This window comes from Mucilaginibacter ginsenosidivorans (assembly GCF_007971025.1).
GTDB lineage: Bacteria > Bacteroidota > Bacteroidia > Sphingobacteriales > Sphingobacteriaceae > Mucilaginibacter > Mucilaginibacter ginsenosidivorans.
Map to the genome: position 1 here is coordinate 2,361,821 of NZ_CP042436.1, position 15,402 is coordinate 2,377,222.

Sequence of the window (15,402 nt, forward strand, 5' to 3'; positions counted from 1 at the left end):
TCTCCTTTGGAGAGGGCCGGGGTGAGGCTATTTTGAAACCAGCTTATTTACCACCAGCCCATGCAGGTCCTCGTCCTGGATATCCAATTTGCTGTCTGCCAGGGTCAGGAAGCGGTGATAGGCCTCGGCTAATTCTTCTTTGTCGAGCTTGTAACCCAGACGCTCCAGGTGGTGATTGAGTGCGGCCCTGCCACTGCGGGCGGTGAGCACGATACTGGCATTGGGAAAACCTACATCGGCAGGCTTGATGATCTCGTAGTTCTCGCGCATTTTCAGGAAACCGTCCTGGTGTATGCCCGAGCTGTGGGCGAAGGCATTGCTGCCTACAATAGCCTTGTTGGGCTGTACAGGCATGCGCATTTGCGTGCTCACCATGCGGCTGATATCGTAAATGCGTTGCGTTTGTATGTTGGTGTGCAGCCCGAGGCTGTGGTGTGTTTTGAGGATCATTACCACCTCTTCGATGGAAGTGTTGCCGGCGCGTTCGCCGATGCCGTTGATGGTACCTTCTACCTGGCGGGCGCCGTTGGCTAAACCCTGGATAGAATTGGCTGTGGCCAGGCCGAGGTCGTTATGGCAGTGAACGGAGATAATGGCCTTATCGATATTTTTTACGTTTTCTTTCAGGAACCGGATTTTGTCACCGTATTGGTTGGGCAGGCAGTAACCGTTAGTGTCAGGAATATTGACAACGGTGGCGCCTGCCGCGATGACCGCCTCGATCATCTTCGCCAAATATTCAATATCGGCCCTGCCGGCATCTTCGGCGTAAAACTCGATGTCTTCCACACCGCGCTTGGCGTATTTCACGGCCTCCACGGCGCGCTCCAGTATCTCCTCGCGGGTGCTGTTGAACTTGTATTTGATATGCATATCCGACGAACCGATACCGGTGTGTATACGCGGATGTTTGGCATACTTCAGAGCTTCGATGGCCGAATCGATGTCGCCTTTATTCGCGCGGGTGAGCGCACAAACAGTAGGTTCCTTTACGGCTTTGGATATCTCCACCACGCTCTGGAAATCACCAGGACTGGATATGGGGAACCCGGCTTCAATAATGTCAACGCCCAGCGCTTCAAGCTCGCGGGCTATCTCTATCTTTTCAGGGGTAGTCAGCTGACAGCCCGGTACCTGCTCGCCATCGCGAAGCGTGGTATCAAAAACATAAACGCGGTTGGGATCGTGTAGCATATCTTTGTTTTTTTGATTACACCGATGTTATTTGATGATTACACCGATTATTTTTCTGTTTTGATTAGACTGATGTGGTATTAATTACACCGATTTTCTCGTCATTAGTCATTTGCACATCTGCACATTCTCTATTCTTTTACCGCGATAAATCGCAGCCGTTTATAATCCGCATACCACTGCCCATCCACTTCGTTAGTGGGTTGCAGCAGGTCGGTAATTTCATTTAATATTTGCAGCAATTCGTCGGCCGGTACCATCTTGAAAATGGATGAACCGAACATACTGAACCATTTGGCCATACCCTCGCGACCGTCCTGCAACAAGGTTTGCCGGTCGAAGTGCGTGGCAAAAGTTACCCGGAAACCACCTGCTTCCAGCCTTGTTGCATATTCGGCAGTCGATGGGTAATACCAGGGGTGGATGAAATCGCCTTTAACATAACCATGCTTTTTGAGCACGGTTTCCGTAGCCGCCATCATCAATCGGTTGTTTCCTTTGCCGCCAAATTCGCCCACGAAACGTCCACCGGGTTTAAGCGCATTATAAACGCTTTTGATCACGCCATCTGCATCGTGTATCCAGTGCAAAGTGGCATTGGTGAATATAGCATCAAAGGGTTCATCAAAGCTAAAGCTTGCGCCATTAGCAACGCGAAAATCCAATTCAGGGTAGTTTGCCTTTGCCTGTGCGATCATCTCCGGCGAGGCATCGATACCGATAATTTCGGCGCCATGTTCCTGTATTTTTTTGGCCAAATGACCGGTACCGCAACCCAGATCGAGGATACGTTCGCCGGGCTTTACGTCCAGCAACTCCAGCACACTCTCGCCGTATTGGAATACGAAAGCATGTTTGTCATCGTACAGGTTAGCGTTCCATTTCATAAGACACGATTACACTGATTTATTAATGATTACACCGATGTTAGTCCATAGTCCATGGTCAATAGTCCATGGTATTTATCAATTCATTTGCACATCTGCATATTCACACATCCGCACATTAAATATACTCCAGCACCTTTTGCCCCATGGCCGTGGTGCCTAATATTTTTGCTTTATCTGTGTTGCTGTCCGCAATGTCGCCGGTGCGGTAGCCTGCTTTTAATGTTTTGTCGACGGCATCGGTGATGCGTTTAGCTTCTTCCTTCAAACCGAAAGCGATCTCGTACATCAACGCTACAGATAGGATGGATGCCAGCGGATTTGCCTTGTCCTGCCCGGCAATATCGTGCGCCGAACCATGGATAGGTTCAAAAAAGCCCGTTCCGTCGCCAATAGACGCCGATGCCAGCATACCCATGGAACCTGCGATCTGCGAGGCTTCGTCGGTCAGGATATCGCCAAACAGGTTGGCCGTTACCACCACGTCGAACTTCTTCGGGTTCTTCACCAGTTGCATAGCCGCGTTGTCGATGAACATATGTTCTGTCTCCACCTCAGGATATTGTTTGGCTACGTCCTGTATTACTTCGCGCCAAAGGCGGGAAGTTTCCAACACATTAGCCTTGTCTACCGAACACAATTTTTTGCCGCGCACCATAGCAGCCTCGTAAGCTTTTTTGGCTATGCGCTCTACCTCGTATTTGTGATAGATCATCAGGTCGGATGAGAAGCCGTCGCCCCGGGTTTTTTCTCCGAAGTACACGTCACCCGTCAATTCGCGGAAGAACAGGATATCAGTTCCCTTCAATATCTCAGGTTTCAGGCTCGATGCATTCAGCAACTCATCAAACAGCATAATAGGGCGCAGGTTGGCGTACAGGCCCAGTTCCTTGCGGATCTTCAACAGGCCCTGCTCCGGGCGAACTTTTGCCGACGGATCGTTATCATATTTGATATGACCAACCGCTCCGAACAATATCGCATCGCTGGCTTTAGCTTTTGCCAAAGTATCATCAGGCAGCGAAGTGCCCGTGGCCTCAATAGCCACGTGACCCATCAGGCCCTCATCAAAAGAAAAGGTATGCCCGTAAATGGAACCTATCTTTTCCAGCACAGCCTTACCCCAGGTGGTTACTTCGGGCCCTATCCCGTCGCCGGGTATTACTAATATGTTTTTTTTAATTGCCATTTTTATTTTGGGTTGAACGTTATACGTTCGACGTTTTACGTTTTTAATAAGGTTCTTACGTACAACGTATAACGTCCCACGTAAAACCTTTACCTTTCGCCTTTATCCTTTCACCTCTTACTTTCGTACTCCTCTATCAATTCCTTTTTGCTCAGGATATAGTCGATATCATCATAGCCGTTAGTAAGGCATGCTTTTTTGTAAGGGTTGATCTCGAAGTTTTCCTGTTCGCCGGTGGCGGAAATTTTGATGAACTGGTCGACCAGGTCAACTTCTACCTCCGCATGCGGATCAGCAAAAACGGCTTCAAATATCTTTGCCAAAAAAGCATCGCTTACCTGTACCGGCAGCAAGCCGTTGTTCAGCGCGTTGCCTTTGAAAATATCGGCAAAGAAGCTGCTTACCACCACGTCGAAACCGTAATCGACAATGGCCCAGGCAGCATGTTCCCTGCTGCTTCCGCAACCGAAATTCTTGCCGGCTACCAGTACTTTGCCCGAATAGGTAGGGTGATTCAGGACGAAATCCTTTGGATTATCCTCGCCGTCAAAACGCCAGTCGCGGAACAGGTTGTTGCCGAACCCTTCGCGGGTAGTTGCCTTTAAAAAGCGTGCCGGGATGATCTGGTCGGTGTCGATATTCTCTATCGGCAGCGGCACCACGGTGCTTTGTACATGTTTGAATATTTTAGTTGCCATCTTTAATTTGATTACACCGATGTAGTAATGATTACACCGATTCGGTTTTACGTTCTACGTCAGACGTTATACGTTTTTTTCGGCCCTTACCTATGACGTATAACGTCCCACGTATAACCAATACTTTGCTATTTCACCTCCTCATAATGCTCGACTGTTGGGAAAGGATCATAAAAATGATGTAATAAACCCTTCCATTCCTGGTATTCGTCGGACTTTCTGAAGCCTTCAGTATGATCTGTTAGTTTTTGCCATTCTACCAGCAAAATAAAACGGCTGGAATTTTCCAGGCATCTTTTTAGCTGGTGCGAAATGTAGCCCGCCATCTTCGGGATAATATGCTGCGCTTTCGAAAAAGCCGACAGGAAATCATCTTCCGATCCGGGTATTACATTGAGTATGGCGACTTCGAGTATCATCTTATAGATATGAGACGTGAGATTTGAGATGTGAGACAGAGGATGCAAATTCTCAGATCTCAAATCTCACATCTGTTTTTCAAACCAATTCCTCTTCCTTCAATAACTCCCTCACGTCCGTTATCTTCCCCGTCACTGCCGCTGCTGCCGCTGTTAGCGGGCTTGCCAGGAAGGTGCGGGAGTTCGGTCCCTGCCGTCCTTCAAAGTTCCTGTTCGACGTGGATACGCAGTATTTACCTGCGGGTATCTTGTCCTCGTTCATGGCCAGGCAGGCGCTGCATCCCGGTTCGCGTAATGGAATACCAGCCGCCTGGAATATTTTGTCCAAACCTTCGGCTATCGCTTGCTGCTCCACCTGTTTTGAACCGGGAACAACCCAAACCGTAACGTTGTCGGCTTTCTTTCTCCCTTTCAGGAAATTGGCAACCTGGCGCAGGTCCTCGATACGGGCGTTGGTACAACTGCCGATAAATACATAATCTATCTCTTTACCCAGCATGCTCTGGTCGTCGTGCAGACCCATATATTTCAACGAGTTGGCATACGATAATTGCTCGGTTGCATCAATATCGTGGGTATTAGGCACATGCTGCGTTACACCGATACCCATCCCCGGGTTAGTTCCGTAGGTGATCATCGGTTCGATGTCTTCAGCTTTAAAGCTTAATACTTTGTCGAACTGCGCGTCTTCGTCAGAATACAAAGTTTTCCAGTAAGCCAATGCCTTATCCCATTCTTCGCCTTTCGGTGCAAATTCGCGGCCCTTTACATAGTTGAAAGTTGTTTCATCCGGAGCGATCAATCCGCAGCGGGCGCCCATTTCGATGCTCATGTTGCAGATGGTCATGCGGCCCTCCATGCTCAGCGAGCGGATGGTATCGCCGGCATATTCTACGGCGTAGCCTGTACCACCCGCAGCAGTTATCTGGCTGATGATGTACAGGATAATATCCTTCGCGCCAACACCAAATTGCAGCTTGCCATTCACTTCTATCTTCATCCTTTTCGGACGCGATTGCAGTAAACACTGCGTTGCCAAAACCTGCTCAACCTGCGAGGTGCCGATACCGAAAGCGATAGCGCCGAAAGCACCATGCGTTGAGGTATGGCTGTCGCCGCAAACGTAGGTGCCGCCCGGGCGGGTAATGCCCAGTTCCGGACCGATGATATGCACAATGCCCTGGTAGGGGTGACCCAAACCGTAAAATTCGATACCGAACTCTTTGCAGTTTTTGCCCAGCATATCCACCTGGTAGCGCGAAAGTTCTTCCTTTATCGGCAAATGCTGATCCCAGGTAGGCACGTTATGGTCGGCAGTTGCGACGGTTTGTTTCGGGCGTAAAACCTTACGGCCTGCTTTACGCAAACCATCAAATGCCTGCGGACTCGTCACTTCGTGGATGAACTGTGTATCGATGTACAGTACATCCGGGAAACCTTCGCTGCTGGTTACCACATGCGCATCCCAGATCTTGTCGAATAATGTCTTACTCATCTTAATTTATTTAGATGTGGCAGTGGCAGAAGCAGTAGCAGTTATAACACTGCCACATGCTACTGCTTCTGCTACTAAATTTATGCTTCCACTACCTGGTTTTCAGGCCTCAAACTGCGTACAGTTTTGCCGGCCTGCCACATTTCGCTTTCGCGCAGTTCTTTCAGCTCGGCATCCAGTTTCACGCGGTAATCCGGCTGACTGTTCGAGTCGATGGAACGCTGTGATTCTTTGCCGGTAGCAACACTGTCATACAATTCCTCAAATACTGGTTTGGTAGCATCACGGAATTTCTTCCACCAGTCCAGGGCGCCGCGCTGTGCGGTGGTTGAACAGTTGGCGTACATCCAGTCCATGCCGTTTTCGGCAACCAAAGGCATCAGCGATTGGGTCAGTTCTTCAACGGTTTCGTTGAAAGCTTCTGAAGGCGAGTGGCCCTTGCTGCGCAATACATCATATTGTGCGGCAAATACACCCTGGATACAACCCATCAGCGTACCACGTTCGCCGGTCAGGTCGCTGAATACTTCCTTACGGAAATCAGTTTCGAACAAATAACCGCTGCCTACAGCGATACCTAATGCGATAACGCGATCTTTAGCTTTACCGGTTGCATCCTGGAAGATGGCGTAGCTTGAATTTAAACCGCGGCCCTGCAGGAACATACGGCGCAACGAAGTGCCCGAACCTTTTGGCGCTACCAGGAACACATCCACATCAGCGGGAGGGATAATGCCCGTTTGCTCTTTGAAGGTAATACCGAAACCGTGTGAGAAATACAAGGCCTTACCTGCGGTGAGGTGTTTTTTAACGGTCGGCCACAATTCTATCTGTGCGGCATCGCTCAGCAGGTAGCAAATAATAGTGCCACGCTCCAGCGCTTCTTCTATCTCAAAAAGGGTTTCGCCCGGTACGAAGCCATCGGCTACCGCTTTATCCCAGGTTTTTGAATTTTTACGCTGACCAACGATGACGTTGATACCGTTGTCTTTTTGATTGAGAGCCTGACCGGGACCCTGAACGCCATAGCCGATAACAGCTACAGTTTCGTTCTTTAATACTTCCTGTGCCTTTGCTAAAGGAAACTCTTCGCGGGTTACTACGTTCTCTTCAGTGCCGCCGAAATTTAGTTTTGCCATTTTACTTTTTTGATTACACCGATGCGTTTTATGATTACACCGATTATTTTAATTGGTTACTTTTTCTATTTGTTGGACGTTTTATGTCGTACGTTTTACTTTTTTACCTGGTCTCTACGTACAACCCATACCTTATTTCTTAACTGCTAAAACAATGCCCGACGCCCAGCCCATTTTGGTTACGGCCAGGTCTTCCCGGCTATCCAAAATTGATAATAAATTTGTTACTTTTTCTGCATGGCCATCGGGCCAGTTAGATTGGGGCAGCATATCGTCTATAATATAAAACCCGCCGGGTGCCAGCATATTCAGCGTTTCGTCAAGCATCATGTATTTACCCGGCCAGGTATCCGCAAAAATAAAGCTGAACCTCATTTTTGCATTGGCCTTTATCCATTCGTTACCATCGGTGCAGATGAGTTTAAGGCGCTTATCTACGCCCAAATTCTCTTTGGCTACATTTAATAACGTTTCATCGTTATCCAATGATATCAGGGTAGATTCTTCATCCATCCCGTCCAGTATCCAGGCCGTGGCTAATCCGGTGCCTGTGCCCAGTTCCAAAAACTCGCCGGATGGCTTTGATGCAGCCAGCGTCTTCAACAGCGAACAAGTCGATATTTCCGACATCTGCAAAAAGCCCAAAGCCTCGGTAGCTTTTTTAATGCTATCGTATGCTTTGGGATGGGTGTGGATTTCTTCTACTAACACTGTTATATCTATTTTTTTGTCAATGGTGAATAGTGAGTGGTGAATAAAAGATTCACTGCTGACCATTCACTATTCACAATCACATTGTGAACACCTTATCCCCATCGTTTAAAAATTCATTTTCTATCACATCTTCACCTGGTTCCAAACGCTCAAACTCGCGGAGTTTGGAGTTGAAGCCTTCGCTGTCCTTGATGATAGCTACCCTGGCGCTGCGAACAAATTCGATCAGGCCGTAAGGCTGTAAAATATTGATCAGGTTGTCTGTTTCCTCGCGGTGGCCCGTAGTTTCAAACACCGTATAGTCCTTGCGGATCACAACGGCGCGCGCACCGTTCTCGCGCAACAAACGTTCGACGCTCACACGTTCGGCTATTACATCGGTGGATACTTTGTACAGCGCCATTTCCTGCCAGATGACATCTTCGTTGGTATGATAATAAACCTTCAAAACCTCCACCTGTTTTTCGATCTGGCGGCAAAGTTTGCGCACTACATCTTCGGTTTCAGTGATGACGATATTGAATCGGTGAATGCTGTCAACCTCTGATGGTGACGTATTCAAACTGTCGATATTGATCTTACGGCGTGTAAATATGATAGCGATGCGGTTAAGCAAACCTATCTGGTTCTCGGTGTATACCGTGATGTTAAATTCCTGTTTACCCTCTTGATGTTCCATTTTTATCTTTTATAAAGCCCCTCTCCAAAAGAGAGGGGTTTGAGGTGAGGCTTATTTTAATCTGATCTCTGCAACGCTGCATCCTTGTGGTACCATCGGGAATACATTATTCTCCTTGGTTACCATTACTTCCAAAAGGTACGCGCCTTTGTGATTCAGCATTTCCTGTAAAGTGCCGGGCAGGTCCTTCCTGTCCGAAATCGATTTGCCACTGATGCCGTAGGCAGCAGCCAGCGCCACAAAATTCGGGCTCTGCATATCCACGAAAGAATAGCGCTTCTCGTTAAACAACTCCTGCCATTGGCGAACCATACCCAGGAATTTATTATTGAGGATGACGATCTTGATGTCGACATTATCCTGCATCACGGTGCCCAGTTCCTGCAGGGTCATCTGGAAGCCGCCGTCGCCGATGATGGCCACCACGGTTTTATTTGGTGTGCCAAACTTTGCGCCGATAGCTGCCGGCAAAGCAAAGCCCATGGTACCCAAGCCGCCGCTGGTCACATTGCTGCGAGTGTTATTGAATTTGGCGTAGCGGCAGGCAACCATCTGGTGCTGGCCCACATCGGTTACGATAACGGCCTCGCCCCTGGTGATCTCGTTCAGTTGTTGGATCACCTCGCCCATGGTCATTTCGTCTGTGGTCGGGTTCAGTTCTTTTTCAATAACCAGCTCGGTTTCCTGTTTGGTATGATCGTGGAATTGCTGCAGCCATTCCGGATGCGTTTTTTGCTGTATAGCTGCAGTAAGCAAAGGCAAAGTTTCCCTGCAATCACCCCAAACCGGAACGGTAGTTTTTACATTCTTATCTATTTCGGCCGGGTCGATATCCAGGTGGACAACCTTAGCTTGTTTAGCATATTTATCAAGGCGGCCAGTAACGCGGTCGTCAAAACGCATTCCGATAGCGATCAAAACATCGCAGGAATTGGTCAATACGTTGGGGCCATAATTGCCGTGCATGCCCAACATACCCACGTTCAGCGGGTGATCGGTAGGGATAGCGCCTGCACCTAAAACTGTCCAGGCTGCGGGGATGCCGCTTTTTTCAACAAATGCCTGGAATTCTTTTTCGGCACCGCCCAATATTACGCCCTGCCCAAACAGGATGAACGGTTTTTTAGCCGAATTGATCAGCTCGGCCGCCTGCTGAATATATTGCTGGCGAACGATAGGCTTTGGCCTGTAACTGCGGATATGGTTGCAGGGAGTGTAGCCCCTTAACTGGAATTTTTGTATCTGCGCATTTTTGGTAATGTCGATCAATACCGGTCCCGGGCGACCGCTGCGGGCAATGTAGAATGCTTTGGCGATCACTTCAGGCAGTTCGTTGGCGTCGGTTACCTGGTAGTTCCATTTGGTAACAGGAGTGGTAATGTTGATCACGTCCGTTTCCTGGAAGGCATCAGTACCCAAAAGATGTGCGAAAACCTGGCCCGTAATGCAAACCAAAGGCGTGCTGTCTATCTGTGCATCGGCTAAGCCTGTCACTAAATTGGTTGCCCCGGGGCCGCTGGTAGCAAATACGACGCCCACCTTACCTGATGTGCGCGCATAGCCTTGTCCTGCATGGATGCCGCCTTGTTCATGGCGCACCAGGATATGCTGTAATTTATCACTGTAATCATACAAGGCATCATAAATGGGCATAATAGCGCCACCAGGGTACCCGAATATCGTATCAACACCTTCGGTTATCAACGCCTCAAGCAAGGCTACCGAACCTGAAACCTCAACAGCCTGCTTTTCCGCGGCCTGGGTTAGTGTTTCTTGTTGTGCAACTTCCATATTTTTATGGTTTGACGTTCTACGTTGAACGTTTTACGTTTTTTAATTTTTTAGCAGGGCTACGTATAACGTACAGCGTCAAACGTATAACCCCTCTCTTAACACTCGTCCGTCACACAACCTTCGGCGGCCGTGGCAACGGTTTTTGCGTATTTATACAATAATCCTTTTTTCGCCTTCAGCTCGGGCTGTTTCCATTCGCTTTTGCGGTAGGCCAGCTCTTCATCCGATATTTTCAGGTTGATCGTATTGTTGATGGCGTCTATTTCGATCATGTCATCGTCTTTAACGATAGCGATATTACCCCCGTCATACGCTTCGGGAGTAATGTGACCGACGACGAAACCATGCGTTCCGCCGGAAAACCGTCCGTCGGTAATTAGGGCTACAGAAGCTCCAAGGCCGGCGCCAAAAATGGCCGAGGTTGGTTTCAGCATTTCGGGCATACCAGGCGCACCTTTCGGCCCGATGTTGCGGATAACTACCACATCGCCGGCGCGAACGTGGCCGCTTTCGATACCGTGGATCAGTTCAAACTCACCGTCGAACACGCGGGCAGGGCCCTCAAAACGCTCGCCTTCTTTGCCCGATATTTTTGCAACCGAACCACCTGTCGCCAGGTTACCGTATAATATCTGCAAGTGACCTGTTGCTTTGATCGGTTTCTCCACCGGCATGATCACTTTTTGCTTGTCAAAATCCAGGTCGGGGACATTTTCAAGGTTTTCGGCCAAAGTTTTACCGGTAACGGTCAAACAACTGCCATCGAGCCACCCTAATTTAAGCAGGTATTTCATTACAGCCGGAACGCCACCCACTTTGTGCAGGTCCTCCATAACATACTTGCCGCTTGGCTTCATATCAGCCAATACCGGGATACGGTTACTTACCGACTGGAAATCGTCCTGAGTCAGTTTTATACCCATGCTTTTTGCCATGGCTATCAGGTGCAGCACCGCGTTTGTCGATCCGCCCAGGACCATGATGGTCACAATGGCATTTTCGAAAGCCGCGCGGGTCATGATATCCGAAGGCTTGATATCGCGCTCCAGTAATATTTTGATGGCTCTACCGGCGTCGCGGCATTCCTGTTGTTTCTCTTCGCTTAAAGCAGGATTGCTTGACGAATAAGGCAAACTCATTCCCAACGCCTCAATTGCAGAAGCCATGGTGTTGGCTGTATAGATACCACCGCAGGCTCCTGCGCTTGGGCAGGCATTTTTTACCACGCCCATAAAATCCTCAGGGGTGATGTTGCCTGCAATCTTCTGGCCCAGTGCCTCGAACGCCGAAACAATGTTCAGATCCTCTCCTTTATAGTGACCAGGCTTGATGGTGCCGCCATATATCATAATGGAAGGACGGTTCAGCCTGGCCATGGCCATTACCGAGCCGGGCATATTTTTATCGCAGCCGGGCAGGGTTATCAGCCCGTCGTAATACTGTGCGCCGCAAACAGCTTCTATTGAATCGGCTATCACATCGCGGCTAACCAGCGAGTAACGCATTCCTTCGGTACCCATGCTCATGCCGTCGCTTACGCCGATGGTGTTAAATATCAGGCCCACTAACCCTTCGTCCCATACACCTTGTTTAACCAGTTTTGCAAGGTCGTTCAGGTGCATGTTACAGGTGTTGCCGTCGTAACCCATACTGGCCACGCCTACCTGCGCCTTTTTCATATCCTCGTCCGTTAAGCCAATGCCGTAAAGCATGGCTTGCGCGGCCGGCTGGGTTGGGTCGCTCGTAAGGTGCTTGCTGTATTTGTTCAATTCGGTAGCGGTGGTAGTGTCCATTTATTCGTTTTAGTTAGGTGGTTGATTAAGTTGATTGGGTTAAGCGGTTTGGCCGATGTAACTCATCAATTATTCAACATGTATTCGCTTTAATTGGCTGCTGATTTTGTTAATTGGCCGGAAAAAAAACTTAATCAACTTAATCCAACTTAATCAACTCAATCAAACTAATCCTAAATTACCCACATGCGCCGCAAGGCGCAATAGTTCAAAAAAATATTTTCAATTCAATATTTAATTTTGTTCAATTTAAATTAATTGCTATTTATTCTGATTTATAATCAAATATCGGAATAAAATTGTTATCATACTATACCAAAGTTAAAAACGGTTTTCGGTATGATTTTTATGCATGCATAGTAATACCCCGATTTTCTGCCCGAAATGCCATGCACCGGTAAAAATTCTGCAAAAAAAACGTCCGGGTGATGAGCTCGCCCGGACGTTTTTAAAACAGATATTTATATCCTTTACCGGTGCGGAGTCCTTTCGGGCAGCACAATAATTCGGTTGTTCAAAATTTCTACGACAGCGCAAAGCGGGTTAATGTTATTAACCGCGTTTTTGTATCCTATTTTAGAGTGCTGTTGCATTTGCTTTATCAATAGTTTGTTGCTGATGACTGCAAGGTACGGGGTTGGAGGGGAAGTTGCAAGAATTATTTGGAGGTAGTCGGTGGCGTAAACAAGAGTGTTGACCTATTGAGCCTGCTTGCCGGCAGGTAGGCGTAGCGAAATATCTTATACGCTGTATGGGTCCTGAATATGTTTCTTATAAAATGCAATGATCCTTCCCGCTCATGGCCGCGGGGGCCTAGTTACTTTTGTCGCGACAAAAGTAACCAAAAACGCTGTCAGCGCTAATGGTTTCTTTGCCGCACGGGCCTTTGCCCTGCAAATAAAACAGAACCTAAGCCCGGAAATCTTCGCCCGGGCTACCTTGCAGCTTTATCACCCTGCATGGCTCTGATTTAATGCCTTTTCAGCCGCACTGCCCCACATGTTCTGTTTTATTTTCGCCAGAAACACAAAGCGCTGACGGGGTATTCCGCTACAATGCCAGTCAATCAATAAAACCCCGGAATCGTGTTCAGTGGGGTAGTTTGTCCCTTACAGCACCATAAACCCATGTGCCGAAAATGGCGCTCAGCAGGGTGACGCTGATAACCAGGAAACCGCTGCCGATCTCGGCGTAAAGCGGACCCGGGCAAGCGCCGGTAATACCCCAGCCGAGGCCAAAGATGAGTCCGCCGATGACATTGCCCCAACTGAATTGTTTTTTGGGGATGATGACCCCTTCGCCGCTAATTGTTTTCAGGTTGAACCGTTTGATAAGCAATACCGATACCATACCTACCGCGATGGCGCTGCCAATAACACCATACATGTGAAAACCCTGCAGGCGGAACATCTCCTGGATGCGGAACCACGATATAACCTCGGATTTTACCAGGATGATGCCAAATATGATGCCGATAAGTAAAAATTTGATGTTCTTCATCGCGGTTAGAGTTCAAGTAAGTAAGGCAAAAGCAGCCAGGTGGTGATAAAGCCGCCGACCATGAAGCAGCAGGTAGCAATAACCGAAGGCCATTGCAGGGTCGAGATCCCAAAAATAGAATGCCCCGACGTGCAGCCGTCGGCGTAGCGGGTGCCGAAACCAACCATAAAGCCGCCAACGACGATGAATACAAATCCCCGCAGCGTTAACAAGGCGCCGAAGTTAAAGATATCGCCAGGCAGTAAACCGCTGAAATCCTTTACACCCTCCTGTTGCAGTATTTCGGTGGTTTTGGAGTTAATGTTTACCGGTGCCTGCTGCGAAAGCAGGTGCGCGGCTATAAAACCCCCGATAACAACCCCCGCCACGAAAACCAGATTCCAGCCTTCGCTTTTCCAGTCGTATTTAAAAAAGGGGAGCCGGGCGGGTACGCAGGCGGCGCAAATATGCCGCAGCGACGAGGATATGCCGAAGGGTTTATTGCCCAGCAGTAGCATGGCGGGCACCATCAGGCCGATCAGCGGTCCGGCGATGTACCAGGGCCATGGGTGTTTTATCAGTTCCATCAGTTACGTTTGTTCGTTTAAAGGTCGCTTTACGGCAACAGTTGTGCGAAGATAAGCAAAAGGTTGCGGGCGGGGATTGAAGGGTGTGCTCCCCAATCATGGCCGCGGGGGCCCAGTTACTTTTGTCGCGACAAAAGTAACCAAAAACGCTGTCAGCGCTAATGGTTTCTTTGCCCTCCCCGTCCGGCAAGCGGGCGCACAGGGCATTTGCCCTGCAAATAAAACAGAACCTAAGGCCGGAAATCTTCGCCCGGGCTATCTTGCGGCTTTATTACCCGGCATGGCTCTGATTTAATGCCTTTGCAGCCGCACCGCCCCACGTGTTCTGTTTTATTTTCGCCCGAAACACAAAGCGCTGACGGCTGCCAACAATAATCCTGGTAATCTTTTAATCTTGTAAATCTTAGTTCTGACAATTGCACCCAACGTTAATATGTTGAAAAACTGTCCTAAGGCGGGTTGGGCCGATTCGCTATTTTCGGGCGCTATGATTAAATCCTATGTCACAATTCTGGCGGTAACGCTTTGCCTTCTGTATTCATGTAACCAGCCGGAGCCTGACGCGGCGCTGAAACGGCGTGCCGACAGTATCGAACTGCACAACAAAGCCAAAAAAATGGCCCTGGAGATGATGAAACGCGCCGAGGACAGCACGGCCTATGCAGCAGGGCACGAGGTGGCGCGAACCGTCAGGTCGTACGGGCCATGCCCGGCGGCTATTAAAACCTGTGCCGTGGTGAACGATCTGCGCGGGGGGAAGGCCATAGTGATAACACTCAAAAACGTTTCGGCCAAAAAGATAGCTTCGGTTAAGCTGGCGTGGACAGTGTACAATAAAGCCGGCAGGGCCATTGGCAGCTCGGCCGGGATGGCGAAGAAGGAACTGGCCAAAGGCCGTACGGGTAGCTATTCGTGGGAGATAAACGCGCCGAACGGTTTGCGCGGCAAGGCCTCGGTTGCGGGTATATACTATAAGGACGGTACCAAGTGGCTGCCCGCCGGGGCGCAGGAGGATTGAGGAAGTCGGCGGTCCGAAGTCCGAAGTCGGACCTGCCTGCCGGGAGGCGGGTAGGACTCAAAACAAGGTGGGTTAACATGGTTTACACTTTGTTATGGTTAACATCATATAATAAACTGATTTGCAATAGTTTATAGCGAAACTCCCCCGAAAGGTGTTAACCATGTTCTTTGATATGCTCTGCCGGAACACGAAGCCCCCGCGCCAATGCCGCCGGCGGGCTGCCACGATGCCGTAAACGGCACATTACCAGCTGCATAGTTTGTACACGAATACCAGCCTTAGTGTAACACCCTTTGCCCTGGTGAATACCTGTG

General features: G+C 49.0%; 14 protein-coding genes. 1 reads left to right on the forward strand and 13 read right to left on the reverse strand.

From position 1 onward, the window contains the following. Nucleotides 1-27: 27 nt before the first annotated feature. The 13 genes from FRZ54_RS10780 to FRZ54_RS10840 form a co-directional block, all read right to left on the reverse strand. Entirely contained in the window at nucleotides 28-1,194 is a 1,167-nt protein-coding gene (locus FRZ54_RS10780; protein ID WP_147031619.1) for a 2-isopropylmalate synthase, read from the reverse strand. A gap of 131 nt (nucleotides 1,195-1,325) precedes the next feature. After that, nucleotides 1,326-2,081, reverse strand: a complete 756-nt coding sequence (locus FRZ54_RS10785) for a class I SAM-dependent methyltransferase (protein ID WP_147031620.1) — start codon at nucleotides 2,079-2,081, stop codon at nucleotides 1,326-1,328. Nucleotides 2,082-2,199: 118 nt separating this feature from the next. After that, on the reverse strand, nucleotides 2,200-3,264 hold the full coding sequence (gene leuB, locus FRZ54_RS10790) for a 3-isopropylmalate dehydrogenase (protein ID WP_147034471.1): 1,065 nt from the start codon (nucleotides 3,262-3,264) through the stop codon (nucleotides 2,200-2,202). 116 nt (nucleotides 3,265-3,380) lie between these two features. Continuing rightward, nucleotides 3,381-3,968 (reverse strand): 3-isopropylmalate dehydratase small subunit, encoded by a 588-nt coding sequence (leuD, locus tag FRZ54_RS10795; protein WP_147031621.1) that lies wholly within the window; start codon nucleotides 3,966-3,968, stop codon nucleotides 3,381-3,383. Nucleotides 3,969-4,096: 128 nt separating this feature from the next. Then, nucleotides 4,097-4,387, reverse strand: a complete 291-nt coding sequence (locus tag FRZ54_RS10800) for an antibiotic biosynthesis monooxygenase family protein (protein ID WP_147031622.1) — start codon at nucleotides 4,385-4,387, stop codon at nucleotides 4,097-4,099. 79 nt (nucleotides 4,388-4,466) lie between these two features. Then, nucleotides 4,467-5,882, reverse strand: coding sequence for a 3-isopropylmalate dehydratase large subunit (gene leuC / locus FRZ54_RS10805; RefSeq protein WP_147031623.1), 1,416 nt, complete (start codon nucleotides 5,880-5,882; stop codon nucleotides 4,467-4,469). 80 nt (nucleotides 5,883-5,962) lie between these two features. Beyond that, on the reverse strand, nucleotides 5,963-7,021 hold the full coding sequence (ilvC, locus tag FRZ54_RS10810) for a ketol-acid reductoisomerase (protein WP_147031624.1): 1,059 nt from the start codon (nucleotides 7,019-7,021) through the stop codon (nucleotides 5,963-5,965). 132 nt (nucleotides 7,022-7,153) lie between these two features. Continuing rightward, nucleotides 7,154-7,732 (reverse strand): O-methyltransferase, encoded by a 579-nt coding sequence (locus FRZ54_RS10815; protein ID WP_228462685.1) that lies wholly within the window; start codon nucleotides 7,730-7,732, stop codon nucleotides 7,154-7,156. A 79-nt stretch (nucleotides 7,733-7,811) separates the two neighbouring features. Further along, a complete protein-coding gene (gene ilvN, locus FRZ54_RS10820) occupies nucleotides 7,812-8,414 on the reverse strand; it encodes an acetolactate synthase small subunit (protein ID WP_147031626.1) in 603 nt (200 codons plus the stop codon). A gap of 51 nt (nucleotides 8,415-8,465) precedes the next feature. Next, complete coding sequence (gene ilvB / locus FRZ54_RS10825) at nucleotides 8,466-10,205, reverse strand: biosynthetic-type acetolactate synthase large subunit (protein WP_147031627.1); 1,740 nt, start codon at nucleotides 10,203-10,205, stop codon at nucleotides 8,466-8,468. 98 nt (nucleotides 10,206-10,303) lie between these two features. Beyond that, nucleotides 10,304-12,001: a dihydroxy-acid dehydratase gene (gene ilvD, locus FRZ54_RS10830; RefSeq protein ID WP_147031628.1), complete on the reverse strand. Its 1,698-nt coding sequence runs from the start codon at nucleotides 11,999-12,001 to the stop codon at nucleotides 10,304-10,306. A 1,089-nt stretch (nucleotides 12,002-13,090) separates the two neighbouring features. Continuing rightward, the gene (locus FRZ54_RS10835) at nucleotides 13,091-13,501 is read right to left on the reverse strand and encodes a DUF6691 family protein (RefSeq protein WP_147031629.1); all 411 of its coding nucleotides are present in this window, start codon (nucleotides 13,499-13,501) and stop codon (nucleotides 13,091-13,093) included. A gap of 5 nt (nucleotides 13,502-13,506) precedes the next feature. Further along, the gene (locus FRZ54_RS10840) at nucleotides 13,507-14,067 is read right to left on the reverse strand and encodes a YeeE/YedE family protein (protein ID WP_228462686.1); all 561 of its coding nucleotides are present in this window, start codon (nucleotides 14,065-14,067) and stop codon (nucleotides 13,507-13,509) included. A 433-nt stretch (nucleotides 14,068-14,500) separates the two neighbouring features. Here FRZ54_RS10840 and FRZ54_RS10845 point away from each other — a divergent pair, with 433 nt between their 5' ends. Continuing rightward, nucleotides 14,501-15,085, forward strand: coding sequence for an FxLYD domain-containing protein (locus FRZ54_RS10845; RefSeq protein WP_147031631.1), 585 nt, complete (start codon nucleotides 14,501-14,503; stop codon nucleotides 15,083-15,085). Nucleotides 15,086-15,402 lie beyond the last annotated feature (317 nt).

Bases quoted from the DNA above. Each gene is read 5' to 3' on its own strand.
- FRZ54_RS10785 (WP_147031620.1), bottom strand. From the start codon at position 2,081: ATGAAATGGAACGCTAACCTGTACGATGACAAACATGCTTTCGTATTC.
- ilvC (WP_147031624.1), bottom strand. From the start codon at position 7,021: ATGGCAAAACTAAATTTCGGCGGCACTGAAGAGAACGTAGTAACCCGC.
- ilvB (WP_147031627.1), bottom strand. From the start codon at position 10,205: ATGGAAGTTGCACAACAAGAAACACTAACCCAGGCCGCGGAAAAGCAG.
- FRZ54_RS10840 (WP_228462686.1), bottom strand. From the start codon at position 14,067: ATGGAACTGATAAAACACCCATGGCCCTGGTACATCGCCGGACCGCTG.
- leuD (WP_147031621.1), bottom strand. From the start codon at position 3,968: ATGGCAACTAAAATATTCAAACATGTACAAAGCACCGTGGTGCCGCTG.
- FRZ54_RS10780 (WP_147031619.1), bottom strand. From the start codon at position 1,194: ATGCTACACGATCCCAACCGCGTTTATGTTTTTGATACCACGCTTCGC.
- FRZ54_RS10800 (WP_147031622.1), bottom strand. From the start codon at position 4,387: ATGATACTCGAAGTCGCCATACTCAATGTAATACCCGGATCGGAAGAT.
- FRZ54_RS10845 (WP_147031631.1), top strand. From the start codon at position 14,501: ATGTTGAAAAACTGTCCTAAGGCGGGTTGGGCCGATTCGCTATTTTCG.
- FRZ54_RS10835 (WP_147031629.1), bottom strand. From the start codon at position 13,501: ATGAAGAACATCAAATTTTTACTTATCGGCATCATATTTGGCATCATC.
- leuC (WP_147031623.1), bottom strand. From the start codon at position 5,882: ATGAGTAAGACATTATTCGACAAGATCTGGGATGCGCATGTGGTAACC.
- ilvN (WP_147031626.1), bottom strand. From the start codon at position 8,414: ATGGAACATCAAGAGGGTAAACAGGAATTTAACATCACGGTATACACC.
- ilvD (WP_147031628.1), bottom strand. From the start codon at position 12,001: ATGGACACTACCACCGCTACCGAATTGAACAAATACAGCAAGCACCTT.